General features: G+C 38.0%; 25 protein-coding genes. 15 read left to right on the plus strand and 10 right to left on the minus strand.

The features are described 5' to 3' along the window. Positions 1–124 precede the first annotated feature (124 nt). Together HCX49_RS06300 and HCX49_RS06305 are read right to left on the minus strand one after the other, a co-directional pair. A complete protein-coding gene (locus HCX49_RS06300) occupies positions 125–355 on the minus strand; it encodes a hypothetical protein (RefSeq protein WP_021190312.1) in 231 nt (76 codons plus the stop codon). A gap of 119 nt (positions 356–474) precedes the next feature. Further along, entirely contained in the window at positions 475–987 is a 513-nt protein-coding gene (locus HCX49_RS06305) for an RNA polymerase sigma factor (protein ID WP_021190313.1), read from the minus strand. 391 nt (positions 988–1378) lie between these two features. Here HCX49_RS06305 and HCX49_RS06310 point away from each other — a divergent pair, with 391 nt between their 5' ends. Both HCX49_RS06310 and HCX49_RS06315 read left to right on the plus strand, forming a co-directional pair. Then, positions 1379–1639 carry a hypothetical protein gene (locus HCX49_RS06310; protein ID WP_021190315.1) on the plus strand — a complete coding sequence of 87 codons (261 nt, stop codon included), beginning with the start codon at positions 1379–1381 and terminating at the stop codon, positions 1637–1639. Between the two features lie 51 nt (positions 1640–1690). Beyond that, complete coding sequence (locus tag HCX49_RS06315; protein WP_168126532.1) at positions 1691–2236, plus strand: DUF4142 domain-containing protein; 546 nt, start codon at positions 1691–1693, stop codon at positions 2234–2236. A gap of 119 nt (positions 2237–2355) precedes the next feature. On the opposite strand, the gene HCX49_RS06320 is transcribed toward HCX49_RS06315, so the two are convergent. From HCX49_RS06320 to HCX49_RS06330, 3 genes are all read right to left on the minus strand, one after another. Beyond that, positions 2356–2856 carry an RNA polymerase sigma factor gene (locus HCX49_RS06320; protein ID WP_168126533.1) on the minus strand — a complete coding sequence of 167 codons (501 nt, stop codon included), beginning with the start codon at positions 2854–2856 and terminating at the stop codon, positions 2356–2358. Between the two features lie 479 nt (positions 2857–3335). Continuing rightward, the gene (locus HCX49_RS06325) at positions 3336–3920 is read right to left on the minus strand and encodes a hypothetical protein (protein ID WP_168126534.1); all 585 of its coding nucleotides are present in this window, start codon (positions 3918–3920) and stop codon (positions 3336–3338) included. A gap of 200 nt (positions 3921–4120) precedes the next feature. After that, positions 4121–4366: a hypothetical protein gene (locus HCX49_RS06330; RefSeq protein ID WP_168126535.1), complete on the minus strand. Its 246-nt coding sequence runs from the start codon at positions 4364–4366 to the stop codon at positions 4121–4123. Between the two features lie 228 nt (positions 4367–4594). On the opposite strand from HCX49_RS06330, the gene HCX49_RS06335 reads away from it, so the two are divergent. Beyond that, entirely contained in the window at positions 4595–5107 is a 513-nt protein-coding gene (locus tag HCX49_RS06335) for a GNAT family N-acetyltransferase (RefSeq protein ID WP_132768082.1), read from the plus strand. 106 nt (positions 5108–5213) lie between these two features. Here the strand turns inward: HCX49_RS06335 and HCX49_RS06340 are convergent, their stop codons facing one another. Beyond that, a complete protein-coding gene (locus HCX49_RS06340; RefSeq protein WP_168126536.1) occupies positions 5214–6593 on the minus strand; it encodes an arginine decarboxylase in 1380 nt (459 codons plus the stop codon). A 214-nt stretch (positions 6594–6807) separates the two neighbouring features. Between HCX49_RS06340 and HCX49_RS06345 the strand changes: the two genes are divergently transcribed. Further along, positions 6808–7974, plus strand: a complete 1167-nt coding sequence (locus tag HCX49_RS06345) for an MFS transporter (RefSeq protein WP_168126537.1) — start codon at positions 6808–6810, stop codon at positions 7972–7974. Positions 7975–8479: 505 nt separating this feature from the next. On the opposite strand, the gene HCX49_RS06350 is transcribed toward HCX49_RS06345, so the two are convergent. Further along, positions 8480–8854 (minus strand): DUF6713 family protein, encoded by a 375-nt coding sequence (locus tag HCX49_RS06350; protein ID WP_168126538.1) that lies wholly within the window; start codon positions 8852–8854, stop codon positions 8480–8482. Between the two features lie 290 nt (positions 8855–9144). Between HCX49_RS06350 and HCX49_RS06355 the strand changes: the two genes are divergently transcribed. Further along, entirely contained in the window at positions 9145–9525 is a 381-nt protein-coding gene (locus HCX49_RS06355) for a DoxX family membrane protein (protein WP_021190325.1), read from the plus strand. A gap of 77 nt (positions 9526–9602) precedes the next feature. On the opposite strand, the gene HCX49_RS06360 is transcribed toward HCX49_RS06355, so the two are convergent. Continuing rightward, positions 9603–10412, minus strand: a complete 810-nt coding sequence (locus HCX49_RS06360; RefSeq protein WP_168126539.1) for a GNAT family N-acetyltransferase — start codon at positions 10410–10412, stop codon at positions 9603–9605. A 273-nt stretch (positions 10413–10685) separates the two neighbouring features. On the opposite strand from HCX49_RS06360, the gene HCX49_RS06365 reads away from it, so the two are divergent. The 3 genes from HCX49_RS06365 to HCX49_RS06375 all read left to right on the plus strand — a co-directional run bounded on the left by HCX49_RS06365 (position 10686) and on the right by HCX49_RS06375 (position 13339). Beyond that, the gene (locus HCX49_RS06365) at positions 10686–11522 is read left to right on the plus strand and encodes a sulfite exporter TauE/SafE family protein (protein WP_031288480.1); all 837 of its coding nucleotides are present in this window, start codon (positions 10686–10688) and stop codon (positions 11520–11522) included. After that, positions 11522–11902, plus strand: coding sequence for a DUF1634 domain-containing protein (locus HCX49_RS06370; protein ID WP_021190329.1), 381 nt, complete (start codon positions 11522–11524; stop codon positions 11900–11902). Before HCX49_RS06365 ends, HCX49_RS06370 begins: the two co-directional genes overlap by 1 nt. A 504-nt stretch (positions 11903–12406) precedes the next feature. After that, positions 12407–13339: a hypothetical protein gene (locus HCX49_RS06375; RefSeq protein ID WP_168126540.1), complete on the plus strand. Its 933-nt coding sequence runs from the start codon at positions 12407–12409 to the stop codon at positions 13337–13339. On the opposite strand, the gene HCX49_RS06380 is transcribed toward HCX49_RS06375, so the two are convergent. Beyond that, positions 13336–13725 (minus strand): winged helix-turn-helix transcriptional regulator, encoded by a 390-nt coding sequence (locus tag HCX49_RS06380; protein WP_168126541.1) that lies wholly within the window; start codon positions 13723–13725, stop codon positions 13336–13338. The two genes, HCX49_RS06375 and HCX49_RS06380, sit on opposite strands and share 4 nt — an antisense overlap. Positions 13726–13878: 153 nt before the next feature. On the opposite strand from HCX49_RS06380, the gene HCX49_RS06385 reads away from it, so the two are divergent. Together HCX49_RS06385 and HCX49_RS06390 are read left to right on the plus strand one after the other, a co-directional pair. Next, positions 13879–14556 (plus strand): YceI family protein, encoded by a 678-nt coding sequence (locus HCX49_RS06385; RefSeq protein ID WP_021190332.1) that lies wholly within the window; start codon positions 13879–13881, stop codon positions 14554–14556. A 159-nt stretch (positions 14557–14715) separates the two neighbouring features. Beyond that, the gene (locus HCX49_RS06390; protein WP_132768093.1) at positions 14716–15642 is read left to right on the plus strand and encodes a DsbA family protein; all 927 of its coding nucleotides are present in this window, start codon (positions 14716–14718) and stop codon (positions 15640–15642) included. A 218-nt stretch (positions 15643–15860) separates the two neighbouring features. Here HCX49_RS06390 and HCX49_RS06395 read toward each other — a convergent pair whose 3' ends face one another. Further along, positions 15861–16739: an AraC family transcriptional regulator gene (locus HCX49_RS06395; protein WP_132768095.1), complete on the minus strand. Its 879-nt coding sequence runs from the start codon at positions 16737–16739 to the stop codon at positions 15861–15863. A gap of 143 nt (positions 16740–16882) precedes the next feature. Here HCX49_RS06395 and HCX49_RS06400 point away from each other — a divergent pair, with 143 nt between their 5' ends. Genes HCX49_RS06400 through HCX49_RS06420 form a run of 5 tightly spaced genes read left to right on the plus strand, consistent with a single transcriptional unit; the run spans position 16883 to position 24650 of the window. Then, complete coding sequence (locus tag HCX49_RS06400; RefSeq protein ID WP_168126542.1) at positions 16883–20374, plus strand: PVC-type heme-binding CxxCH protein; 3492 nt, start codon at positions 16883–16885, stop codon at positions 20372–20374. Between the two features lie 14 nt (positions 20375–20388). After that, entirely contained in the window at positions 20389–21126 is a 738-nt protein-coding gene (locus tag HCX49_RS06405; protein ID WP_168126543.1) for a ThuA domain-containing protein, read from the plus strand. Positions 21127–21146: 20 nt separating this feature from the next. After that, positions 21147–22256, plus strand: a complete 1110-nt coding sequence (locus tag HCX49_RS06410; protein WP_206368270.1) for a Gfo/Idh/MocA family protein — start codon at positions 21147–21149, stop codon at positions 22254–22256. 10 nt (positions 22257–22266) lie between these two features. Further along, entirely contained in the window at positions 22267–23130 is an 864-nt protein-coding gene (locus HCX49_RS06415) for a sugar phosphate isomerase/epimerase family protein (protein WP_021190339.1), read from the plus strand. Beyond that, a complete protein-coding gene (locus tag HCX49_RS06420) occupies positions 23127–24650 on the plus strand; it encodes an MFS transporter (RefSeq protein WP_168126544.1) in 1524 nt (507 codons plus the stop codon). Before HCX49_RS06415 ends, HCX49_RS06420 begins: the two co-directional genes overlap by 4 nt. Positions 24651–24709 lie beyond the last annotated feature (59 nt).

Genomic DNA, 24709 nt, shown 5'->3' on the forward strand with positions numbered 1-24709 from the left:
ACTATTGCGCTTCATTCATAAAACAACCGGTGATGGGTAAAAGTTTGTTTTAAACTTAAAAACACATTTTTTTGACTGTACAGCCGGCTGTTTTTATGAACTTATTTCATTTTCAGTAATCATCCTATTTTGAAGTAGGAGGGACTGTACCACTTGGTATATTGGAAGTTGTATCCCGGTAGTTGACCGTGGTGGAGTCCTGATTGACGCTATCTGGATAAATGGGATTTCCCTGATCATCGATCGTGTCTGAATACTTTTTATCAGCGTCTTTATTATCATTATTGGCATTGCCACATCCTGTGACCAAAGCCAGACTTATAAAAGCTCCTAAAATAATTGACGTATTTTTCATGATTGAATAGTTATGTTAAAAAAATATGATCTATTTTGATCGATCGCCCGTATAAATAAGGTAACCGATTATTTTTATGACTATTTATTTAAGTTATTTCCGCTGGACTTGCAATGGAATCAGGATAGCTGATACATTTTGAGTTTCTGTTGCAAGGTCTTTCTCGTCTGGTGAATTCGCGATTTAACCGTTCCTTCAGGTAGATTATAGGCTTCGGCAATCTCGTGATATTTATAACCATCGAGATAAAGCTTAAATATTTCTGCATTATCGGCCGATACGCTTGCCAGAGCTTTTTGGATATCATCCTGTATCATTTTGTCTTCATTTAAGTTTTTTGATACGGTATTGAAATAGTCTGTATGAATATATTCTTCATAGATTAAATGCTTACGTTTTTCTCTTCTATACTGGTTGATATAGATATTTTTCATAATCACATACAACCAGGTCATTAATTTTGGATCATTGATGAAATTATGAACTGATTTTAACGCCCGAATAAACGTTTCCTGTACCAAATCCTCTTTTTCATCGTAATCATTGGTAAATTGGCTAGCGAAATGATTCAGTTGTTGTCTTTTTTCCTGGAATAAGACATTTAAATTTGCATGCTCCATATTTTCCTCCATTAATTTAAAAGTGTTACTAATTTAACGGTCATTTGGCATTAAAAGTTTAGCCTTTACGCGGGTATAACTAATGGTTTTATGGGGCTAGGTATAAGTACCAGTGTGATCCGTACGTTCAAAATCTGCATCATTTCTGCCATAGATCATATTTTTGATAATTAAAGATTTTCCCTGCCCGTTCGTATCCATAATGAAAGGGGTGTTTGTTCAAAGCGATTGCGCATTTACCACATACGCGGTATAACACATAAAATCAGTCATTTATAGGTGAAAACACCTGTTGTCTCGGTGTGAAATACCCTTAAAGTAATATGAATTGAACTTTTACCTGCTTGGATTGATTCTTTATTTAAAAGATCATAACGTATTACTTAATTAAAAAAGGAGTCAGATGGAAAATTTAGAAAACAAAAACCTTCAAGAAGGAGAGATGACCAAGGAGATCGAGGAAAAAACCGCTCAATTGCCTTCAAAAGTATTCTTATGTGCAGCCATCACGGCCATGATCGGCGCAGCAGCTTTAAAATGTGTCGGGCACAAACATAGTGCACTATTTGTCGGGCAATGGGTAGCACCGTTTCTGCTGTTTGGAATTTACAATAAGATCGTGAAAACTCAGGGACACGATCAGCAGGATAATAAAAATGCATAAGGTATATTTTATTATAGATGAAGATAAATCACTAACATTCATATTAAAATCATGATCAGAAATTTAAAATTATGGGGTATCTTTCTAGGAATTATTGCCCTGTTAGCCTTTAAACAGCAAAATGCTGAACAGGAATTTATAACGAAAGCTTATATGTCCAATCAATATGAAATTGCTGTTGCCAAGCTAGCCAGTGAGAGATCAAAGAATGATGCGGTTAAAAACTATGCAAGCATGTTGATCGATGATCATCAAAAATTAATCGGCGATTTGCAAAAGATGTCAAGTACACTTGGCTTCACATTGACGGATGGCTTAGATGCCGATCATCAAAAGAAGTGGGATATGGTAAAAGGGAGTGACAGTACTAGCTTCGATCAAGCTTTTAAAGATGAGGCGATTGCCTCCCATCAGCAGGCAATCGATTTATTTGAAAAAGCAAGCAGCAATGAGCAGATCAAAGATACCGCTCTTAAAAACTGGATCATTGGTACCTTGCCTTCTTTAAAAGCACACTTGGATCAAGCCCGTGTATTAGTGGCAAATGGAGCAACTGAAACAGCTTCGACTATTCCGCCGTATACTAAGGGGGGATAGTGAAGAAAAGAATTAAATTTTATAATAAGCTTAAGTCATATTTAGATCACGTTAAGAAGGTATTTATGCTTTCCTTAACGTGATTTTTTTGGCAAAAGGTTTTCCCTCTTTACCCAATCTTATGCATGATCATACATCTTCAACTTTTGCTGCAGCGCTTTACGCGTCAAATGAATGCGTGACTTGATGGTGCCTTCTGGAACTTTAAGCAGTTCTGCAATTTCATGATACTTATAACCATCTAAATGCAAACGGAAAATCTCTGCATTTTCGGTGGAGAGGCTATCAATTGCTTTTTGGATATCTTCGTTAATCATTTTGTTTTCTGATAAATTAGTACTTATATATGCACTGGAATCAGCGTGTAAAAAGTAATCATAGATCACATTTTTTCGCTTTTCTTTTCGATATTGATTGATGTAAACATTTTTCATGATGACATACAGCCAGGTCACCAATTTAGGATCATTTATAAATTCATTTATGGATTTTAATGCCCTTAAATACGTTTCTTGTATCAGATCTTCTTTTTCGTCATAATCTGATGTAAATTGACTTGCAAAATGACTCAGTAATTGTCTTTTTTCCTGGAACAAGACATTTAAATTTACATTTCCCATCTGGACCTCCTTCTTAACACCAACTTGATCCTTTTATAACGTTAAATTTAAGATAATAGTTTGATAATAAGTAAGGTAAAGGGTATGAAATGTAATAATACGTATAAAGTGCAAGAAGTGTCTTCTGATAAAAAAGGGGATGGTTAGCATTTTTACCTAGATATCATCCATTTTAAGAACTTTGTAAGAAATAGGTCAGATTTATAGAAAAGGTATTTAATACTTATAAAAGTCAGAGTCTCTCCATGTGGGTAAAGAGCGATCTCTATTGTGGTATCGACCTTTGGTTCTACCGACTAGCTGGTCAGGCATATATGGTCGGTGGTTGTACATTTATATAGCTTGTGATTCGATTTTACCATGTAGATCAAGACATAAGGATATGACAACCTACATGGTAAAAAATGTGTACTTAAAGTTTTCATCGAATGGATTGACAATTATCAAGATAGCACCTTGATCATCGACTGATTTAGCGATTACAAGAAATTGCCTCGATTATCTTCCGTTTCAAGTCCTTCTGCTTCAAGATCCTGATCATTATGATCGAAGTCTTTATTTTCATTATTATTTTGATCAGAGAAATCTCTTTCTTCCAAAAATTCATCTTGGTCTTCTTCTGGAAATTCGCTCGGTGTATCTTGTCCAAGATCATCTTTTTCCTCAACCGGCAACTCATCGTCAGGTTCTATTTCTTCCAGTTCATCTTCATCTTGCTCAGGAAGTTCCAACGGATCTTCATCATCGGGATCAATGTCACTTTCATCAGGACGCTGATTTAATGGATCGATGGGGTCAATTAAATCATCACGATCTCTGCGATCATCACGATCCTCATCCTCTAAAGCGTCTTCATTCAGTCCTGAACCTTGATCATCTGCTTCGTCCGGTACAAAATTTGGATCCTCTAACTCCGGATCAGGATTGGAGGATGGATTTTCTGCCTGCTTTTGCTCGCGAAGATCGTTTTCATTGTTAGCAGATCTGTTCGGATCGGTATTGGTAAGAATTGCTGCAATAATAAGACCTAGTCTTTTTGTTGCTGTTGTTTTATTTAAGTCCATAGTTCTAATTTTTTATGATGTGATTTGTAAGAAGAACAGCTTTCAGAATGAAATAGTTGGTTCGTTAAATACCTGAAATATTGGAGAAGTACGCAGGTGATTTGCGAGAAAAGGGTAATGGCATAAAAAAAGAATGCAAGGTCATCTTGCATTCTTTTTTATGTACATGTGCTCAATACCAGCACAATAAAGGCAATTTTTTAAAGGAAGTCATCTTCCTGTTCAAGTTCATCCTCATCAGGTATTTCTTCTAAAGGATCGGGTTCCTCGAAATCGTCATCATAGAGTTCTTCATCTTCCTCCAGTTCGTCGTCATCCTCGGGACCTCTGTTTCGTAATGTTGTTGTGTTTACGTTTGCGAAAGATTGATTCGCATTTCCCAAAATTGTTGCAATAATAAGACCTAGTCTTTTATTCGTTGCGTTTTCTTGTAGATTCATCATCATGATGCTTTTTTAGCTCTATAATTGATTAACAAATGACATTGCTAAATTGTTGTGTCATTACGACTTTAAAAAGGTAAAAAATAGCTGCAATAAAATGAAGATAGGTGATTTGATATATTTCTGTTTATCTTCGGTACCTAAGGAAAGGCTAGGGCTATGATGGATGATTAGGTTCCAATACTTTGATTATTCATTTCAAGTGCTACAAGCGACAATAAAATGTTTTTTATGACAACTACAAGTCCACAAATTGGAAACGATAATTACGCGGAGCTTTCGGATGAAAGGATCCTATTGAGAAAAGTTGAAGCAACGGATATTCCAGCTCTTGCTGCAATATCTTTTTATGACGGCATCCAGGCTTCGGACATCGCGATGGCATTTGCTATGCAAACAAAGATTGATCAAGATATCCTGAATGGAAATTCATTTCACTGGTGTATAATTGACCGGCTTAGTGGACAAGTGGTTGGCACGTGCGGTTACTACCGGGGGTTGGAAAGTGGGGAGGGGGAACTGGGTTGTGTCTTGTTATCTCCGTTCCGTGGAAAAGGATACATGTCTCATGCGATGCGGCTGGCAATTACATTTGGTCAAAAAAGCCTCAGATTAGGTCGTATATGGGCAGTGACAACGAAGGGAAATTTGCAAGCGATAAAACTATTAGAACGTTTAAACTTTATAAAAACTGCCGATCACGATGATGAGATTGAATATGAATTAACGAATTTATTAAAATAGTACGAGCTAAGCGCTGTCTTAAACACGCTTTACTACTATTTATATAAGGGTATTGATCGATTCTTCTTTCAATACCCTAGTTAAAATGAAAAATTGTAATTGTCAATTAGCGATATCCTAAAATTTGCAGGAGCTGATCGCTCGTCTGTTTTTCTGAAAATGTTGTAAATTCAAGTTCATCGTTGTCGCCCTGATCAATAATAATATGTTTTGGAGATGGAATCAAGCAATGATTGACACCTCCGAATCCACTTAATGCTTCCTGATATGCGCCTGTATGCATAAATGCGACAAACTGTTCCTGATCTGAGTGAGGCAGCATAACGGTTTTATGTTCCTTGACATTAGGATAGACATCTGCACTATCGCATGTTAAGCCCCCTAGGATAAAAGGTCTATTTTCTTCCTGGAGATTATTCACGGCAAATACCGGATATTCTTGCTGTATGGCCCATGTATCCGGGAGATGGGTAATAAATGAACCGTCAATAATCCCCCAATTTATCTTTTCACCCTGTTTTTTCTCCTGTATTTTGAAAATAGTTGTGGTTGCTTCAGCGACGGTGTATTTACCAAATTCGGTCACGATATCGGGTTCTGGCACACACTCTTGCTGACAGATGCCTAAAATCGTTGAAACGATACGTCTCACTAAATATGGAATGTCAAAATTGTCATTTGCAGTACTCTGAAAAGGCATACCTCCGCCGATGTCGAGTGTAGTTAAATGAGGATTTAATCTTTTTAATTGGCAATAGAAGCGAACGATCGCTTCGAGAACGTCCCAATATTGATCATCAGAAGACAGTCCATTTTCATTAAAAAAATGCAAAGTGGTCAAGGTAATCTGCTGGTTATGTTTAATATCGCGCTGGTAGCAGGTGATAATATCTTCCGGAGATATCCCAAATCTGGATTCTTTGGGATAAGCGCTTAAAAAACTAAGATTGACTCGAATACCGACATTCAGGCTTGTATTGCTGTTTATGTTGTTGCAATAATAGATTAACTCGCTAGGACTATCGACCATCGGGGTAACTGCACAGTGGTTCTGTTTGATCAGCGACATAATGCCCCGTTGATAATCGGAAGTCTTATAACCATTGCATATAATTTTAGTTCCCTTTTTCACATGTCCATCTTCAATAAGCGACTGTATTAAATCAATATCGTAAGCGGAGGAAATCTCAATACCAATATCCGCTTGCAAGGCTTTTTTGATGATATGCTGGAAATGTGAACTCTTTGTACAGTAATAGTACGTATAAGTTCCCTGGTAAGATGTTTTTCTAATAGCCTTATTAAAATTTGACTTCATTTCATCGATCTTCTCCAGAATGGAAGGAAGATAGGTGAATCGTAAAGGCGTACCCTGTTTCTTGGATAGTCTGAATAGATCTATGTCTCTATAAAATAATTTAAAATCTTTTATATCGAATGCATTAGGCAGATTAACCTCCTGATGGATCAATAGTTTTTCTTTCATTCACAAATACCTGTTTTTAAAAAATAATGCGAATATATCACAAATCTAAGCGTCACTTAAGGTAATAAATGTATAATAAATAGTACTTTCTAGGGTTTGTTTTTTATGTTGCCGCCGAATCTCTTTTTTAACTCAATGTGTCAAAAATATTTCCAAATGTTTATGTTTTTTCCAATTAAGCTCCTTAAGTTTGCCTGCTGTTATATAATTTGAAATGTCAATAAACAAACAGAATAAATGGATTATTCCTATCATGTCTTTTTCAGCAGGAACTATTGTTGCTAATGTCTATTATAGTCAGCCTATTTTAAGGAATATTGCTGAAAGCTTAGGGAAATCTGAAAATGCCGTGGGTAAAATTGCGGTGCTTGCTCAGCTGGGTTACGGATTAGGGATGTTCTTCTTACTACCCTTAGGTGATAAATTAAATCGTAAAAAACTGATTTTAAGCATTTGTCTCACTCTTATCGTGATGCTTCTTATACTTGCGAATACTACTAATTTTACGTTATTACTTGTCCTTAGTTTTATTATCGGTGTTTGTTCTACACCTGCACAGATAATTCTTCCTATGTCGGCAGCTTTGGGTAAAGAAAACCGGGGTAAAAATGTCGGTATTGTATTTAGTGGTATACTATGTGGAATTTTGGGTTCACGTTTATTGAGCGGCGCTTTGACTGATCTATGGGGTTGGCAAAGTGTATTTCTCTGTTCAGCAATTTTGGTATCCATAAGCAGTTTATTACTTTTCTTCCTTTTACCCGAGATGCCTGCTAAATTTAAGGGGAGTTACTTTGGCTTACTGAAATCAACGATTTCACTGATAGGGCAGTACAAAATACTTCGACAGGCTTCTTTACTGGGATCTTTCACTTTTGGGGTGTTTTGCTCTTTTTGGACTACGTTAACCTTTCATCTGAGTGAAGAGCCATTTCATTATCCTGCATCTACCATTGGCCTATTTGGTCTTATCGCTATAGGAGGTGCGCTAGTTGCACCTTATTTTGGGAAAATTGCGGATAAAGGCCAAGTGTTTAAAAACTTATATCTTACCGTAGGGATGTTATTTTTGAGCATTTTGGTGATGTGGTTTTTCCCACATTCGATCTGGGTTTTGATCATTGCTATATTTTTCTTGGACATCGGTGTTCAGGCCACTCAGATTACAAATTTTACCCGGATCTATTCGTTGGATGAACAAGCGCATAGCCGCCTGAATACGGTGTATATGACCACTTATTTCATAGGTGCCGGAACAGGTACCTTCTTCGGACTACTAAGCTGGTCGTTAGGAGGGTGGGATTTTGCACTCTCGCAAATGCTGATCTGGAGTGCTATAGCTTTAGGCATTGTTTGGTTATCGAGTAAAAATAAACTTTAAAATACGGTGTATCTGTTACACAAGGCAACCCTTCAGAGATAATTTGAGGGGTTGTTTTATTTAAAAGATCGATTCCACTACAACAGGTCCGAAAAGTTTGCCGATGCATCTGATATGAACCCGTTAAAATTTAAATAATCCGATTCAATATGGCGTGTGTGGGTGTATTTTCTTAAAGATGCGATAATTAATGTAAAATTTTATTTTAAATTTCCTTATGATAAGAAAAATTGTTTATGTTTGCTTTATAATGATTTATAGTGCGCAGGCACAGAATCTATAAAAAAACGATATTACCAAAACCATTATAGAAAAGAACCCCTCAAATCGCTATAGAATCCAATTCTATAGCGATTCTTTATTTGGTACCCGTTAAGAACAGTATGGATAAGCGCTGACATGCTTTTTGAACATTCATTTGAAATTATATTAAATATTTATGGCGCTAATTTAAAGTAGTTTATGTGTTTTACTTTTACTTATTCTTGATGAATGAGTACCCTTTCTAAAGTAGCAAATCGAGCGTACCAAAAACTGCTATTCCAGTAATTATTGTCCAAGATATCCAATCTTTAAACTCATTTTTTTGATGTCTGAGATAGAGGAGGTGCAATGCAAGATGTAAGATCGTAAAAATATCAAATCCTATGATGAAATTTTCTGAGGGTTGCGTAAGTCCCCATACAATGAATAAAAAAAGTGGGATATGAGCCAGCATAAATACAGCATATCCCCAACTTTCCTTTAGCAGTGCTAACCCGGGGAAAATACGCCACTCCTTACAACGTACGGCATCCATTTCGTGCATAAAAAAAAGTACAAGTGCGAGATAAAAAAAAGAATGTGCGATCATATTATCTATTAAGTTGTGCTTATCCATTTATGAAAAATAAGCTTATCAAATATAAGGGCTTACTTTAATATGAGAGCATTTTAGAGTAGTAAAAGTATAATCCTGCTAGCTGTTGTAAACAGATTGTTTATGTTGTAGTGGTAATTCCTTTTATATTCAATTTAATACGACATAGATAGATAATAAGTTCCCTAAAAAGATTAACGCTAAAGTCTAATTTTTTTAATCCTGTCATCAAAAAAAATGAACATCCGATAGAACAATAATGGGATCATGCTGTTTTTATAATCTGAAATTATAACTTAAATTCAATCACCATGAAAAACAAAATTCTTTTCGTATTATGCTTATTGACAGGCTTAATGTTTATCAATGCCGGTTTGGATAAATTTTTTCATTACATGCCTATGCCCAAGGATATGCCTGAGAAAATGATCAACGCAGGAAAGGCATTTATGGAAATCGGCTGGTTAATGCCACTGGTGGCGTTCGGAGAGATCATAGGCGGTTTATTATTGATCTTTAGTACAACGCGAGCGCTGGGAGCAGTTATTCTAACGCCAATTCTGACCGGTATTTTGTTATCGAACATCACTACCGCGCCATCAGGTTTACCAATTGCGCTTGTTCTGGCTGCAATTGTTCTTTGGGTTATCATCGAAAACTGGCATAAGTATCTTCCTATGCTCCGCAAGTAGTAAAATAAGAGTCTATTTGTGTCTTGATATGTTGATATCCCGATCAAAAGGCACAAATAGCTCTTCAGCAAGCTTGATTAACCGATATTTCCAGCAATACGGTTATATATATGTTCAAATTTGACCGCTATCTCTCGACCGATATACATGCGTTTAGCGCTGGCATAAGGTTGATACTGATGCTCCTGTAAAAAGGCTTGTGCGGCTATATTCTCTTTCGGTACGACCACAGTTGTCTTTGTTTGTAAGTGAAATTCCGTAAGTTCCTTACCTGCAGTTGGATGAATAGCTATGATTAAACCTTCGCCGAAGGTCGGTAAGTAATATCCTGCAAGGGAACCATCGATGACATAGAGGTAAGAAGACGCTAAATGATCTTCGAGCTCCCAGGCTCTATTTTCTCCAGATACCAAACTATCCAATGCCAGCATTTGATCTTTATAGATCGCATTGTAGCTGCTGATATGCGGATTAGCGACTTGGCGTACAGGAATAGTGACATCCTTAAAAAAGAGATATTCGGTATCTGCGATGAAACCGATACTTTCGTATACTGTTGCTCCCAGATCTGTTGCGATCAATTGAATACTCGTACAATTCTCCGCTTTTGCCGTTGCGATGAGCTGTTGTGTCATCAGCTTTCCATAACCTTGTTTTCGAGAATCGGGATGAACAATAATATGTCCCAGCCAAGCAACATCTTGATGAACGATAACCGATCCTATAGCTACGATTTCTTGATTTTCAAGTAGTTTGATGGGGATACAGTATTTTTGATTGACATAATATTCAAATTTGGGTATTATATCATGCCAGCCCTCAGGTTGTAAGTTAACAAGCTGTGCGAAATCACTTGATACGATCGGTTCGAAACTTAAATTGCTCATTTGCGTTTACAATTTTTGCGGTTTTAATTAAACGAATGTAATACTTTAAATTTATTTCAAAAAGCAGCGGTGTTTTTTGATGACGGTTTGATCTATAAAAATAGGATGAGCGTGTTAGGTATAACTCGCAATTTCAGATTAGGGCTGGATTTCTTCATATTAAAGAACGATTAGAATAGCGAACAGATTTCGTTCAAGAATAATATATTCTCTACCTTTGGCTCTTTAGGCAAGAAAGTCCAGGTGGCTTTCCTGCATTTAAATTTTGCAAATATGACTGTTTTAACGTTTACACTCATTATGCTCCTTGGAGCCATATGTGCAGGTATCATTGGTTCGCTTTCCGGACTTGGTGGTGGAATTGTAGTAATACCTTTGTTGACTATTCTGCTTGGAGTAGATATCCATTATGCGATAGGAGCTGCTTTAGTTTCGGTAATTGCGACATCTTCGGGATCTGCCGCCGCATATGTTAAGGAAGGGATCGCAAATATGCGGCTCGGTATGTTTTTAGAGATTGCGACTACTGCAGGTGCTGTTGTCGGTGCACTTATCGCAACATCGGCTCCCAGTTCGCTTATTGCCGTATTATTTGGTCTAGCTTTAATCTTTTCTGCGGCAAACTCGCTCCGGAAAAAAGAAGAACATATCGTAGAGCAGTCCAGTAAGCTGGCGATCAGCCTCAAGCTGCCTTCCACCTATCCTGTAGTAAAGGGCACAGAGGTGTCTTATGGCACAAAAAATGTCATCGGTGGATTTAGTATGATGGGACTTGCCGGAGTACTTTCGGGTATGCTTGGAATAGGATCGGGGGCTTTTAAAGTAATCGCCATGGATACCATTATGCGCATACCCTTTAAGGTGTCGACCACCACGAGTAATTTTATGATGGGCGTGACTGCTCTAGCAAGTTGCGTGATTTATCTTCAGAAAGGGTATGTTGTCCCTGATATCTGTCTTCCGGTCATGATTGGTGTCCTAATAGGCTCGATGATCGGTTCCAAGATATTGATGGCGACAGATCCAAAGAAATTAAGAGTATTTTTTGCTTTTATTATTTTCTTCTTGGCTTTTAACATGATTTATAACGGTATTAAAGGAAAATTCTAATGCAGATTACAGATAAAACGATACAAAGAATTATTGGAGATGTCTTAAAATACGGCGTAAGAACAGTATTGGCGATCAGTACCATCGGCGGATTGATCTTTCTTTATAACCATGCGAATGAACAGGCTGATTATGCCCGATTTACAGAAAATGATCGAAGTATTATTGAAGTCGTATCGGATGTTTTCAGTGGAGTCATCAACATGCAAGGACGTTCGATTATATTTTTAGCGATCATCATTCTTTTTTGTACCCCATTGATCCGATTATTACTTTCATTGGTCAGCTTTATCATCGAGGGTGATAAACTATATGTCTTCATCACGACGCTAGTGCTGATCATAATTGCCTTTAGTATGTATTTCGGATTCGGACATTAACAACTTTGAAAAATTCTGAAATGAATTTTTTTAAAATATAAAATGAAAAGTTCTCCAAAAGGGAGAACTCTTCTATATAAAGGGTACTTAATTGTCTATTTTCTAGCCTTTTTTATTTTTTCTTCTATAGGCATATCCAAAATTGCCATAAGTAATAAGTAATATCCTTTTTTTAATCCTAATTTTTTCAAGTTTCCATCTTGCTTTTTCATGATTGATAATTTTTTAGTGCTTACTAGATATAACTATGGGATTATTTTCAAAGCATATGCCATTTTCTTGTCATGATACGAAGAAGCGTATTTTTTTAGCATCATTTACGTATTTAGATTTCAGCTCGGTTATTTATACCTGACGCATGTACGATTTATCGCTTTATTGTGCGCTATTCATTACAATTTTATAACAAAAAGTTTTCATTAACAGTCGATTATTGCTTAAAATAATGCTAAATTGCTAACAGTATTTTTATAATGTGTATTTACCTATTATTTTGTAACTCCGATGATGCTAAACTATTCTAAATTCTTGACTACCTGCTTGGCCGCTGTCCTTATTTTTTCGATGAGCGCCTGTGATAAAGAAGATATGGGGCAAAAAACAGCATTATTTAGTCCAGACTATAAGAGTATTCAGGTCAATACAGGTTTTGTGGACAATGGTATTGAAATCAACGCTAAAGAGTGGTCTGTAGCCTATGTTAAAGATGCGCTTTCAGGAGAAATACTTCAAGATGTAAATGATAATCCAGTTGTCTTAAATGCTGCAGGTACTGTTGAGGTGGCAGGTGGCTGGTTGAAATTGGAGAAAATAGCAAGTAGTAATCTGCTTAATCTAACATTAAAAGAGAATTTCAACGCAGAACCCAGGAAGTTTGTAATCGGAATAGCGGCTAATGGAACGGAAGATGAACTTTCTTTTACACAGAGCAGAGGTGCTGGTTATGAGATTGTGAAGAAAGAAATCATAGAAGTACCTGGAAGCCGGAAAGAGTTTACAAGTGATGAAGGCTGTTATACCATAACGCTTTCTAACAATACCTCCGCGGCAAAAAATATGGAAACGCTTGCCATCTTTAAAGACGTTAACTACATGTCCGAGTTCAGTAGTACTGATGAAGACGCTTTTAAATGGATAAATGCTCAGGATTCACTTATATTCATGGGTGAAATCTTAAAAGACGGGGCAACATACTGGTCGAAACAAGTACCTTATAAAGAAGGGAAATTTTTTGAACCTTATATAAATTCTGGAAGCAAACAAACGTTATTAGTACAGCCGTATTCAAATATTCAGGTCAAGGGAGAGATCAGATACCTTACACGGGAATGCCAATATACGTTTACGATTAAAAATCAATCTTCTGGGCATTTATTTGATGTATCGGGCACCTGGAAGCAAAAAGTACCGCTATTGCCAATTACAAAGATTTTTTAATTTTCCTCAACAGGGACATTTTCATTTTGTTTTTTAAACATTGCGTTTCTATACGCTTCACCCCATTTTGCAATTTCGTCGATAATAGGTTCTAAGGTGCGGCCGTATTCGGTCACTTCATATTCAACGGTAATGGGTTTTGTATTCATAACCGTACGGCTGATAAGGTGATTCATTTCCATGTCCTGTAATTCCTTCGAGAGCATCTTGGCAGCAATACCATCTACTTCACGCAACAGGTCCATGAATCGCATCTTTCCGCCTTCCATCAACGTTCCCAAAATATGAAATTTCCATTTTCCGGATAAGATTTCCATAGTATCTGTGATCGCAATAATCCGGGCTTTACATCCTGATCTATTGTTTATGGTTGGATTTTTCTTCATGATCTTTTATTACAATACAAAATTACGATGTAAAATTACGGAAACGATTATTGGTTTCCTATAGGAAAGTAGTTTCAAAAAGGAAACCAATAGCATTTGTATACTAATCCTATGTTATTTTTGCACAAGATTTATATAATTAATAATTTAAAAATGAAAAAAATAGCAATCTTAGCAGTATTCGCTTCTGTCATCTTAGCTTCATGTGGTGGTTCAAATGGTGATAAAGCTCAAACAGGAACAGAGCAACAAGTTGCCGAACAAAAAGGTGCAACTTTTGCAGTTGATACAGCAGTAAGTTCAATCAAATGGAAAGCATATCACAAAGGTGGATTTGATCCAAGATTTGGTACATTGAAAAGTGAAGGTACTGTATCTGTAGAAGCAGGAGCGATCACAGGTGGATCATTTGTTATCGATATGAATTCAGTGACAACAGACAAGAGTGCGGTTGATCCTGCAAAATCAGGTGGTAAAACTGCAGCTGATTTAGATGGTCACTTAAAAACGGGTGATTTCTTTGAAGTGGAAAAATATCCAACAGCTAAATTCGAAATTACAGCAGTTACAGCTTTTGATGCTGCTAAAGACAAAAGTGTCATTGCGGATGCAACAAACATTATCAGCGGTAACTTAACAATCAAAGATAAGACTGTGAATGTTACTTTTCCAGCAAAAGTTAGCGTAACGGATAATGAAATTAATGTACAATCTAAATTCACAATCAACAGACAAGACTGGGGATTAGCGTACGGTACTGAAGGTGATCCTAAAGACTGGATGATCTCTCAAGAAGTAGATATGGAGCTGAATATCGCTGCAAAAAAATAATTTTATAAAAACACGCTTTAAAAAATTAAAGCGTGTTTTTTTTACTGCGAAGTAGCTATACTGCGCGGTCAATAGGTCGGACCTTTTCAGGGCTTAGCGGTATCTTATGCTGTTTCGATATTGCATGAAATTTGACTACATAAACCAAATAAACCGAACATGAAGAACGAGTCTAACCATAATCCACTTTTGTGCGATCCTGAAATAGGTAGCTGTGAAATGCCAGTTTTAGCGTATGAATCAGCAGCAGTACACCCTCTTGAACAAACAGATAAACCCCTTAAAGTCATTTATTTCACAGATCCCATATGTTCTTCCTGTTGGGGAATTGAACCACAATTGCGTAAACTAAAACTTGAATATGGTGATTGCTTATCCATGCACTATCATATGGGCGGTTTACTGCCCGACTGGAACTATAACAGTGGGGGAATTAGCAAACCTAGTGATGTCGCCGGGCATTGGGACGAGGTGAGTATTTATTATGATATGCCGATTGATGGTGATATCTGGTTCGAAGATCCTTTAGACTCTTCTTATCCGCCTTCTATTGCTTTTAAAGCAGCACAATTGCAGGATAATGATCAAGCTATTCTGTTTTTAAGAACATTGCGAGAAATGGTTTTTTTACAGAAGAAAAACATCACTAAATGGGAATACATAGCTGCGGCGGCAAAAATGGTCGGGTTAGATGAAGTTCAATTATTGTCAGACTATCAAAAATCAGCGCCTGTTCAATTTGAAGAAGACCTTAAATTGGCGAGAACATACGGTGTAAGAGGTTTTCCAACACTTTATTTTGAGGATATGCATGGAAATCGCGAGATGGTGTATGGCGCGAAACCTTATGCTTTTTATGAAGCCGCAATTTTAAAATTAAATCCGACAGCTATAAAAGGAACTTATCGTCAGGACTGGAAAAGTATTTTTTCTACATACAATTCGCTGACTGCTAAGGAATATGCTGTGCTGACAGATACGCCAAGATCAGCAAGTGAGGAACTGTTGAACGAACTTATCGCAAATAAACTGTTGCAAAAAAGCACAACAAAAAATGGTGCTATCTGGCATCTGAACATCTCGTAGTCATTCTCAGAACAAGGTACTACGTTGTGTATGGCGTGATATAGCGTTTTAAGCTAATACTTGTGCTGTGGATGTCGAAGAACGGAACTATTTGATCGGATTGGGATCGTACAGTCGCAGGTATAACCTGCTAGCAGACTGCACCAATTAAGATAACGTACGATGTTTTTATATAGGCAGGATTTTAGTGCATAAAAACCTGTTTATATAAAAAGGGCTTAAATGAGGTTTAGAAAATTATCCCGATACTGCCGTGGCTGCAGGCCTATGACACTCTTAAACTGCTTATTGAAGTTGGTTACTGAAGGATAGCCGCATTCGTAGCTGACTGTTTCTATGGAAATACTATCGTCTTTTAATAGTTTGCAGGCGTAGTTTACTCTTATTTCCTTCAAAAAGTCCGAAAATGATTTGTTGAGGCGTGTCTTAAAGTATCTGCTAAAAGAGGTACTGGTCATATTTGCAATTTCTGCAACTTTCTCCAGACGGATCTGCTGATCAAAGTTTTTAATCACGTAGTCATAGACCTTGTGTATCCGCTCGGTTTCGGCCTGTTTATAATTTATGGCTTCATCAAACTCATTGATGTAACGACAGTCTGTGGACAGCACTAAAGTGTCCAATATTTTCAATAGGAGAATTACGCTTTCCAACCCATCCTTATGTAATAATTCAAACATCATCCCTCCAATAATATCTCTAGTTTCCCCCGTTATTTCGACCCCGAGATTGCTGGTGAGAAAGAACTTTTTGAGCCTGAAAAATTCTTCCTTACCGTAGATTTCTTCAGCAAAGAAATTGTTATGAAAGTAGATCACTATAACCGACGTATCGAGCTGACTGTCCTTTTTAAAATAAGACAAATGATTTTTCCAGACATGGGGTAGATTGGGACCAATAAATACCATATCGTTTGCATGAAACGGTTGCAAACTATTGCCTACAATTCTGTTTCCTTCCCCTTTTATTACGTACGAAAGTTGAAATTCCGGATGTGCATGAAAGGTTGGATCAAAATGAGGTTCATTGATTTGTTTTATCGAAAAAGTTTTATTCTCTGGAATAAGCGATTTTGAAATAACTCTCTTATCTAGCATTATGATTTCAGTTTATTGGGGTAAATATAGTTAAAAATGATACAATATGTCTGAAACTTGATAAAAAAGCTAAGTTCCAAGCTACTTCATATCTCTATATTTGCTTATAACAATTATAGATAAATCCAAATTTCAACTAAATCATGAATAATATTTTAAGAGTTTTACTTTTATTTTTAGTGTTTTTGACCTCTTGTAGAGCTGATGAACCGAGAAGGGCAGAGGTACTATTTATTGGTGCTGGAAATAAGCAATCTTCTAATCAAGCGACCTGGTTATCGGTCGAACTTTTTAAATCGGGCATCAATCTAACCTATACCGACACCTTAGCAAGTTTAGCATTTGATTATTTAAATAAGTTTGATGGGGTTGTCTTATTGGTGAATGAAAAAGAGCTCAGTGAAGAAAAGGAGCAGGCATTAAAGAAATTCCTGAAAGAAGGAAAAGGGGTTGTGGCCTTGAACTCGTCTGCTAATTCATTTCAGAATTCCGAATGGTATACCAACTTGGTACAAGGTGGTTTTACCGACGCGGGTGATGGGCAAGCAATTGTTACAATAGAAAACGCCAAACATGTACTGGATTCATCCATTAACACCATTCAGGTTAACAATGAAAAATACATATTCAAGAAAAAAACAGATCAAACTGTTATCGGTAGCGCTGCGATAGATGGTTCAAAACAAAACTACATCTGGTATAGTGAGGAAAACGGCGGTCGTTTTTTATATCACGCGTTAGGTAAGCATGATGATACCTGGAAAAATCATCAGTTTCTAAGAACGGTCAGCAGTGCGGTCTGGTGGTCACTTGGAGAGCAGGTTCAAAGTATGGTGAATAAATTGGCTATTCCGAATGTAAGCATATATCCCGATTCCATATCCGATTTTACAGCACGTTATGATGTTCCTAAAGTGCAGGATCCGCTTAGTCCAGAACAGTCGATGAAACTGATACAGAAACCTGTGGATTTTGAATTAAAACTTTTTGCCGCGGAGCCCAATATTACCAATCCGATTGCGATGAGCTGGGATGAAAAAGGCAGATTATGGGTCATTGAAGCTGTTGATTATCCAAATAGTTTTGAGGAGGTGAAAGGTAAAGGAAATGATCGCATCGTCATCTGTGAAGATACCGACGGCGATGGTGTTGCTGATAAATTTACGGAATTTGCTAAGGGCTTAAATATTGCAACAAGTTTAACTTTTGCCAATGATGGTGTTATAGTGGCCATGGCTCCCAATTTTGTTTTCTTAAAAGATACCGATGGTGATGATGTGGCCGATCATGAAGAAATCATTATGACCGGTTGGAGCAAAGGAGATACGCATGCCGGTCCATCAAATCTGCAATACGGATTTGACAACAAAATCTGGGGTGTTAACGGATATGCAGGTTACAATGGTATTGTTAACGGTGAAAAGCATATTTTCTCTCAAGGTTTATACCGACTTAATCCAGATGGTTCGGATCTGGAGTATTTAGCTACAACCAGCAATAATACTTGGGGTCTTGGTATTTCGGAAGATAATAATGTCTTTGTATCCACGGCAAATAACACCCATTCTGCTTTCTATTCGATGCCGGAGAAGTATCTACAGCGACGTGTTGACAATATTCCTGGCGCTAATCCAATCAATTCAATCCAAAAAATTGACGGGCATTATGAGGTTCATGCTTTAACACCAAACTTAAGACAGGTGGATGTTGTCGGCGGATTTACATCAGCGGCAGGCCATCAGATGTATACCGCACGGGATTTTCCACAGTCTTATTGGAACAGTGTGGCCTTTGTAGCTGAACCTACGGTAAGATTATTACATAACGCAATTATTGAAAAAGATGGTGCAGGTTTTAAAGAAAGAGACGGCTGGAATTTACTGGCAAGTTCTGATGAGTGGTTTGGACCTGTGCATGCTGAGGTAGGACCAGATGGTGCTGTGTGGGTTTTGGATTGGTACAATTTTATCATTCAGCATAATGTTTTTGTCCCGGCGCAAGCGCCATCAGAGAAAGTCCTTCCTTTTAAGGATCAGGTTGGAGGGCCCGGAAATGCATTTGAAAGTAATCTGAGAGACAAAAAGCATGGCCGTGTATATCGCGTTTTATATAAAAATGGCAAGCATAATGAAAGTTTCAAACTTTCAAAAGATAATCCCAAAGGACTTATCGAAGCTTTAAATAGTAAAAACAAATTTTGGAGAACCCATGCACAGCGGCTTTTAGTAGAGCGGAAAAATGCGGATGTTGAACAAGATTTGATTAAAATAATCAACAATAAATCGGTAGATGAAATTGGATTGAATGCACCTGCTATACATGCTATCTGGACTTTAAAAGGTTTGGGTCTTCTAACAAAGAAAGAAGTGAATGATGCATTATTAGCCGCATTATCGCATCCATCTGCCGGTGTGCGAAAAGCTGCTGTTCAGGTACTGGATTTAAATGCTAAATCTTTTGATCAAATAGCACAGTCTAATATTTTTAAAGATGAGAATCTCAATACTAGGCTTGCCGCTTTTGTTAAAATTGCAGATTCCGCTCCTTTTGCCGCAGTTGCTCCTGTATTAAAGGCGGCAATCAATGATCCTGTCAATGCAAAGGACAGGTGGTTATCTCCAGCTTTATTTGCGGCGATTCAGACCAACCATAGTCATATGTCGATGGTTGCTGATCAGTCTTCAACAAATACTTATCAACAAGCTGTAAACCAAGCGCTAGGTGAAGAAATTTATACACTTGGTAGAAAAAACCGTGTTCAGTTTTCACCAAATGTGGCTGATAAGAATATCACGATTGAAACAGCAGTATTACGCCGTGATCAGGATGCTTTCAAAGGATTAATTATTGGGCAAGGTGATGCAAAAAATGGCTTTGCTTTATACATGCAGGGTAATAAAATATATTGGGACGTATATAATAATGGTGAAATACAGCGTATAGCAGCTACAGACGGAATCGGAAATGGATTTAAAGTTAATGCGAGCATAACAGCAAACCAAGGATCTAGTCTTTATATCAACAACAAATTGGTCGGTAACATCAAAGAGGTCAAGCCGTTCAATAAACCACTGCGTGCATATCTGCGGTCGGGAGAAGATCTGGATGAATCTGTTGCGCTGACCAAGTACGAGCATGGATCTGAATTTATCGGAAATATCAGTGAGATCAAAGTAAAGCTTCAATTGAATGGGGAGCATGCGCATCACCATATGCAGCGCGCAAGTCCTGTGGAAGTGAATCAAAACGAGGCACCTGCTGAAGTCATTGTGATCAAAGCGGTAAAAGATATTATGCAGTATGATAAACGGTCCATTACGGTGAAAGCAGGAAGGCAGATTACTTTGATCATGGAAAATCCGGATGCAATGCCCCATAATTTAGTGATCATCAAACCTGGTACAACAGAGATCGTCGGTAAAGCGGCAGATGCCATGTTGCAAGCGTCTTCGGCAGCTGAAAAAGACTATGTTCCTGAAGTCAGTGAAGTGCTGTTTCATACCAAATTGGTAAATCCGGGGCAAAGCTATACGCTTAAATTTCAAGCCCCTAAAGAAAAAGGTGAATATCCGTTTATCTGTACATTCCCGGGACATTGGAGAGGAATGAACGGAATAATGAAAGTTGTGGAATAATATAAACGAAACATATGAAAAATAGAATGGTAATGCTATTACTTACTATAGTAGTAAGTAGTATAGGAACTTTATGTGCCAAAGCAAGTGTACATTCATTGCCTCATGCGCAAAAAAAGAAGAATATACTGGTTGTCGGTGGTGGTGGATCGCATGATTTTAATCGCTGGTACAAAATCGAGGATACACAGCTGATCAATACCATTGAAGGTGTACATGCGACCTATACAGACAATACGGATTCAATACGCTTTTATTTAAAAACGACAGATCTTTTGGTGTTGACCAATAATCAACCGATCCCAAAAGCTTCACAACTGGCGATTGAAAAGTTTATTGCACAGGGTAAACCGCTAGTGCTTCTGCATGCTGCAGTTTGGTACAATTGGCAAGACTGGCCTCAGTACAATTTGGAATATGTAGGTGGAGGAAGTAATAGCCATGAAAACTTCCAAGAATTCAAAAACCTGGTGGTGAATACGGCGCATCCGATCAGTCAAGGCATTTCTCCAGAATTTACATTCAAAGACGAACTGTATCGCCACCAACCGGATGCTGCCGGTAAAGGGATTGATGTACTGGTCATCGGTCAGTCTTTAGAAACGGCTAAAGTATACCCGGCTGTATTCACGGTCAATCATGATAAATCAAGAATAGTAGGAATTACATTGGGGCATGATGAGCACAGTCATCTGAATAAAGACTATCGCAAAATTTTAATCAATGCAATCCATTGGGCATTAAATATTTAAATCAACATAAAATAATCAAAATGAAAAAAATCACTGTCGTTATCGTAGGAATGGGTTTTGGAAAAGAATTTATTCCCATTTATCAAAAGCATCCCCATATTAAATCTGTCGGTGTTTGTACCAGAAATCCTGAAACACTGCGAGAATTAAAAGAAAAGTTCAATCTAGACGATGATTTACTATTTACAGATTTTAACGAGGTCATTAAAAGAGGTGATGTCGACGCCATCCATGTGGTGACACCTGTGCCGGAGCACGCAAAAATGACATTGGCATCATTAAATGCGCATAAACATACCGCATGTACCATACCGATGGCCATGACCGTGGCGGACTGTCAGGCTATCGTTGAAGCGAAGAAAAGAGTCAATAAAGTTTATATGATGATGGAGACAGCCTTATATACCCGTGAGTTTCTGTACGGACTGAAACTTGCTGATACGGGGAAATTAGGAAAAATACAGTTTGTTCGCGGTTCACATATTCAGGATATGAGTATGGAGGGCTGGGCTGAATACTGGAAAGGTTATCCACCGATGCTGAATGGGACACATGCCATTTCGCCATTATTACGTATCAATAATACCATAGCGGAATCTGTGGTTTGCCACGGTTCAGGTCAACTAAGTGCTGATCTTGCTGCCCGGTATAATTCACCGTTTGCAGTGGAAACAGCCACCTTTAAGCTGAAAGATTCTAATGTGGTCGCCGAGGCGACAAGATCATTATTTGATGTTGTGAGACAGTACCGCGAAAGTTACGATGTGTATGGTGATAAAATGTCTTTTGAATGGGAGCAGTTACAGGATGAGCAACATGTTATATTCGACGGTGGTGAAAATGCCGTACGCATGGAGGCGCCGGATACAGACGATTTATTGATTCCGGAGATTGCAGACTTTACTAAAAGGGAAAGAATAGATGATCCAAATCATGTTTCATTTTTACAGGGAGCAGGTCATGGGGGTTCTCATCCACATTTAGTTCAAGAGTTTGTTGCAGCTATTGTGGAGGGAAGAGATTCTGCCGTTGATGCGGCCTTAGCGGCAAATTATACCTGTGCTGGTATCTGTGCCCATGAATCGGCGATGCAGGGTGGAGTCAGAATCGCAATCCCTTCATTTGATTAAATGTAAAGCTATGAAAATAGGAATAAGCTCTTTTGTATGGGTATCACCTTACACAGCAGATCATATTGATATTCTTTATAAAGCAAAGGATTATGGCTATGATGTCATGGAGATTGCTGTCGAAGATGTAGCATCAATTGATGTGAAGCAACTGAAGAAAGTGGCGCAGCGTATTGGTTTAGATTTATCTGTGAGCGGTGCATTTGGTACAGAAAGAGACATTTCAAGTGAACATAGCGCATACCGTAAAATTGGTCTTTCTTACATTAAAGATTGTATACAAATCGCTAATGAATTAGAAAGTCCAATTTTTGGAGGACCGCTTTATGCTGCTGTTGGAAAAACACGATTAGTTTCAAAAGAACAGAAGGAATTAGAACGGAATTTCTGTTTAGAAAATCTGCTTGAAGCAACGCAGTATGCAAAAGAACAAGGTATTGTATTGGCATTAGAGCCACTAAACCGCTTTGAGACAGATATGATCAATACAGTCGAGCAGGCTCTGGAATTGATCAATCAGATTGATGATCCTCACTTAAAGATCTTGCTCGATACATTTCATGCTAATATTGAAGAGAAAAGCATTTTAAAATCAATCCATCTTTTAGGGGATAAACTTGCTCATGTTCAGGGTAATGAAAATGATCGCGGAACACCGGGAACGGGACAGGTAGACTGGTCCGGAATACGCGATGCATTAAATGAAATCGGGTATCAGGGAAGTGTCATTTTAGAAACCTTCGGATCGCCTTCCAAAGAACTGGCCCGTGCGGCAAGTATCTGGCGTCCATTAGCAGAAAGTTCAGATATTTTAGCCCGGGATGGAGCGAACTTTTACACAGAAATTTTCAAAAATAATCCATTACAATTATGACCGCTACACAAGATATAATCCAGCCAGACAATCATGCTAAAAGTACCCTTTTTTGGGGTTGCTTTATTGTACTGGTGGCATCTGCCTTTGGTTTTGTTTTCAGATCCTTTCTTATGCCCACATGGGCAGTTATGTTTGATTTGAGTAAAACACAGCAGGGCGAAATCTTTGGTGTTAGTTTCTGGCCATTTGCACTGAGTATCGTTGCCTTTAGCTTAATTATTGACCGGATCGGCTACAAAAAGTCCATGATCTTTGCTTTTATCTGCCATTTGATTTCGATCGTGCTGACTATTTTTGCTACTGGTTACTGGATGTTGTATGCAGGAACCTTTTTCTTCGCATTAGGAAATGGTGCTGCCGAAGCTGTGATCAACCCCGTTGTCGCATCGCTGTATCCGAAAGAAAAAACCAAGTGGCTGAATATTTTACATGCCGGTTGGCCTATGGGCATTGCGATATCGGGTCTGTTAGGCATTGGCCTTTTAGCACTGGATATCAATTGGCGAATCGTCATAGGTTTTATTTTGATTCCTGCAGTCGCGTACGGCGCATTGATCATCAACCAAAAGTTTCCAGTAAACGAACGGGTCAAAGCCGGAGTTGGCTATTTGGACATGTTAAAAGAAGTTGGTGTTTTAGGAGCGCTGATTATCGTTGTATTATGTGTTTTTCAGCTGGGCAGTTTATTTAGCTGGGATTATAAATTCAATATTGTGCTCAGTATCGCCATTGTATCCATATTTGGTTATTTCGTGCGGTCGTGGGGGAAGAGCCTCTTTGTGCTGTTGCTACTGGCGATGGTTCCTTTGGCTACCATGGAGCTTGGTACCGATAGCTGGATTACCGATCTAATGACGCCAGAAATGAAAAAAATGGGTTTTCAAGGAGGTTGGGTGCTTGTATTTACAGCGGTGATCATGACTGTTTTACGGATGTACAGCGGTACAGTTGTTAAATTTCTGTCACCCCTGGCGCTCTTATCCATAAGTGCGCTCGTCTCTGCTGTCGGTCTGCAGTTATTATCCGTTTCTTCCGGGATTTATATTTTACTGGCAGCTGTTCTATATGCTTTTGGAAAAACCTACCTATGGGGTACGATGCTGGGAGTTGTTTCCGAACAATTTCCTAAAGGTGGCGCCTTAGCTTTAAATATTACGAGCGCAGTAGGGCAGCTCGGGGTAGGAATTATCGGCGCTGTTTTTCTGGGTTTTATACAGGATAGTAATATTGATAAAAAACTAGCTGAGTATGACCATATTCAGCAGACACATTACCATGAAAAACTGGTGACAGGCACGAGATCGAGCATATTCGGGGACTATAAAACGATTGATTATTCACACTTGTCAACGTTAGACGAAGCCAGTCAGCAAGTTGTGGAGCAGATGGAAAATAAAGCCAAGAAAGCGGCGCTATCCACTGTTTCCTTACTGCCGAGCGGTTTATTTGTCTTTTTTATATTATTAATTATTTATTTTAACAAGAAAGGAGGGTACAAACCAATAGATATCATTTAATTAAATATGCATCTTATAATTGAAAGACTATTTAAAGTGTTTTTGCATTCACCTATTTG

The organism is Sphingobacterium sp. B16(2022) (assembly GCF_012030425.1).
GTDB classification, from domain to species: Bacteria; Bacteroidota; Bacteroidia; order Sphingobacteriales; family Sphingobacteriaceae; genus Sphingobacterium; species Sphingobacterium anhuiense.

Excerpts from the sequence above, each read along its gene's own strand:
- HCX49_RS06300 (WP_021190312.1), bottom strand. The coding sequence starts at position 355 with ATGAAAAATACGTCAATTATTTTAGGAGCTTTTATAAGTCTGGCTTTG.
- HCX49_RS06305 (WP_021190313.1), bottom strand. The coding sequence starts at position 987 with ATGGAGGAAAATATGGAGCATGCAAATTTAAATGTCTTATTCCAGGAA.
- HCX49_RS06310 (WP_021190315.1), top strand. The coding sequence starts at position 1,379 with ATGGAAAATTTAGAAAACAAAAACCTTCAAGAAGGAGAGATGACCAAG.
- HCX49_RS06315 (WP_168126532.1), top strand. The coding sequence starts at position 1,691 with ATGATCAGAAATTTAAAATTATGGGGTATCTTTCTAGGAATTATTGCC.
- HCX49_RS06320 (WP_168126533.1), bottom strand. The coding sequence starts at position 2,856 with ATGGGAAATGTAAATTTAAATGTCTTGTTCCAGGAAAAAAGACAATTA.
- HCX49_RS06325 (WP_168126534.1), bottom strand. The coding sequence starts at position 3,920 with ATGGACTTAAATAAAACAACAGCAACAAAAAGACTAGGTCTTATTATT.
- HCX49_RS06330 (WP_168126535.1), bottom strand. The coding sequence starts at position 4,366 with ATGATGATGAATCTACAAGAAAACGCAACGAATAAAAGACTAGGTCTT.
- HCX49_RS06335 (WP_132768082.1), top strand. The coding sequence starts at position 4,595 with ATGACAACTACAAGTCCACAAATTGGAAACGATAATTACGCGGAGCTT.
- HCX49_RS06340 (WP_168126536.1), bottom strand. The coding sequence starts at position 6,593 with ATGAAAGAAAAACTATTGATCCATCAGGAGGTTAATCTGCCTAATGCA.
- HCX49_RS06345 (WP_168126537.1), top strand. The coding sequence starts at position 6,808 with ATGTCAATAAACAAACAGAATAAATGGATTATTCCTATCATGTCTTTT.
- HCX49_RS06350 (WP_168126538.1), bottom strand. The coding sequence starts at position 8,854 with ATGGATAAGCACAACTTAATAGATAATATGATCGCACATTCTTTTTTT.
- HCX49_RS06355 (WP_021190325.1), top strand. The coding sequence starts at position 9,145 with ATGAAAAACAAAATTCTTTTCGTATTATGCTTATTGACAGGCTTAATG.
- HCX49_RS06360 (WP_168126539.1), bottom strand. The coding sequence starts at position 10,412 with ATGAGCAATTTAAGTTTCGAACCGATCGTATCAAGTGATTTCGCACAG.
- HCX49_RS06365 (WP_031288480.1), top strand. The coding sequence starts at position 10,686 with ATGACTGTTTTAACGTTTACACTCATTATGCTCCTTGGAGCCATATGT.
- HCX49_RS06370 (WP_021190329.1), top strand. The coding sequence starts at position 11,522 with ATGCAGATTACAGATAAAACGATACAAAGAATTATTGGAGATGTCTTA.
- HCX49_RS06375 (WP_168126540.1), top strand. The coding sequence starts at position 12,407 with ATGATGCTAAACTATTCTAAATTCTTGACTACCTGCTTGGCCGCTGTC.
- HCX49_RS06380 (WP_168126541.1), bottom strand. The coding sequence starts at position 13,725 with ATGAAGAAAAATCCAACCATAAACAATAGATCAGGATGTAAAGCCCGG.
- HCX49_RS06385 (WP_021190332.1), top strand. The coding sequence starts at position 13,879 with ATGAAAAAAATAGCAATCTTAGCAGTATTCGCTTCTGTCATCTTAGCT.
- HCX49_RS06390 (WP_132768093.1), top strand. The coding sequence starts at position 14,716 with ATGAAGAACGAGTCTAACCATAATCCACTTTTGTGCGATCCTGAAATA.
- HCX49_RS06395 (WP_132768095.1), bottom strand. The coding sequence starts at position 16,739 with ATGCTAGATAAGAGAGTTATTTCAAAATCGCTTATTCCAGAGAATAAA.
- HCX49_RS06400 (WP_168126542.1), top strand. The coding sequence starts at position 16,883 with ATGAATAATATTTTAAGAGTTTTACTTTTATTTTTAGTGTTTTTGACC.
- HCX49_RS06405 (WP_168126543.1), top strand. The coding sequence starts at position 20,389 with ATGAAAAATAGAATGGTAATGCTATTACTTACTATAGTAGTAAGTAGT.
- HCX49_RS06410 (WP_206368270.1), top strand. The coding sequence starts at position 21,147 with ATGAAAAAAATCACTGTCGTTATCGTAGGAATGGGTTTTGGAAAAGAA.
- HCX49_RS06415 (WP_021190339.1), top strand. The coding sequence starts at position 22,267 with ATGAAAATAGGAATAAGCTCTTTTGTATGGGTATCACCTTACACAGCA.
- HCX49_RS06420 (WP_168126544.1), top strand. The coding sequence starts at position 23,127 with ATGACCGCTACACAAGATATAATCCAGCCAGACAATCATGCTAAAAGT.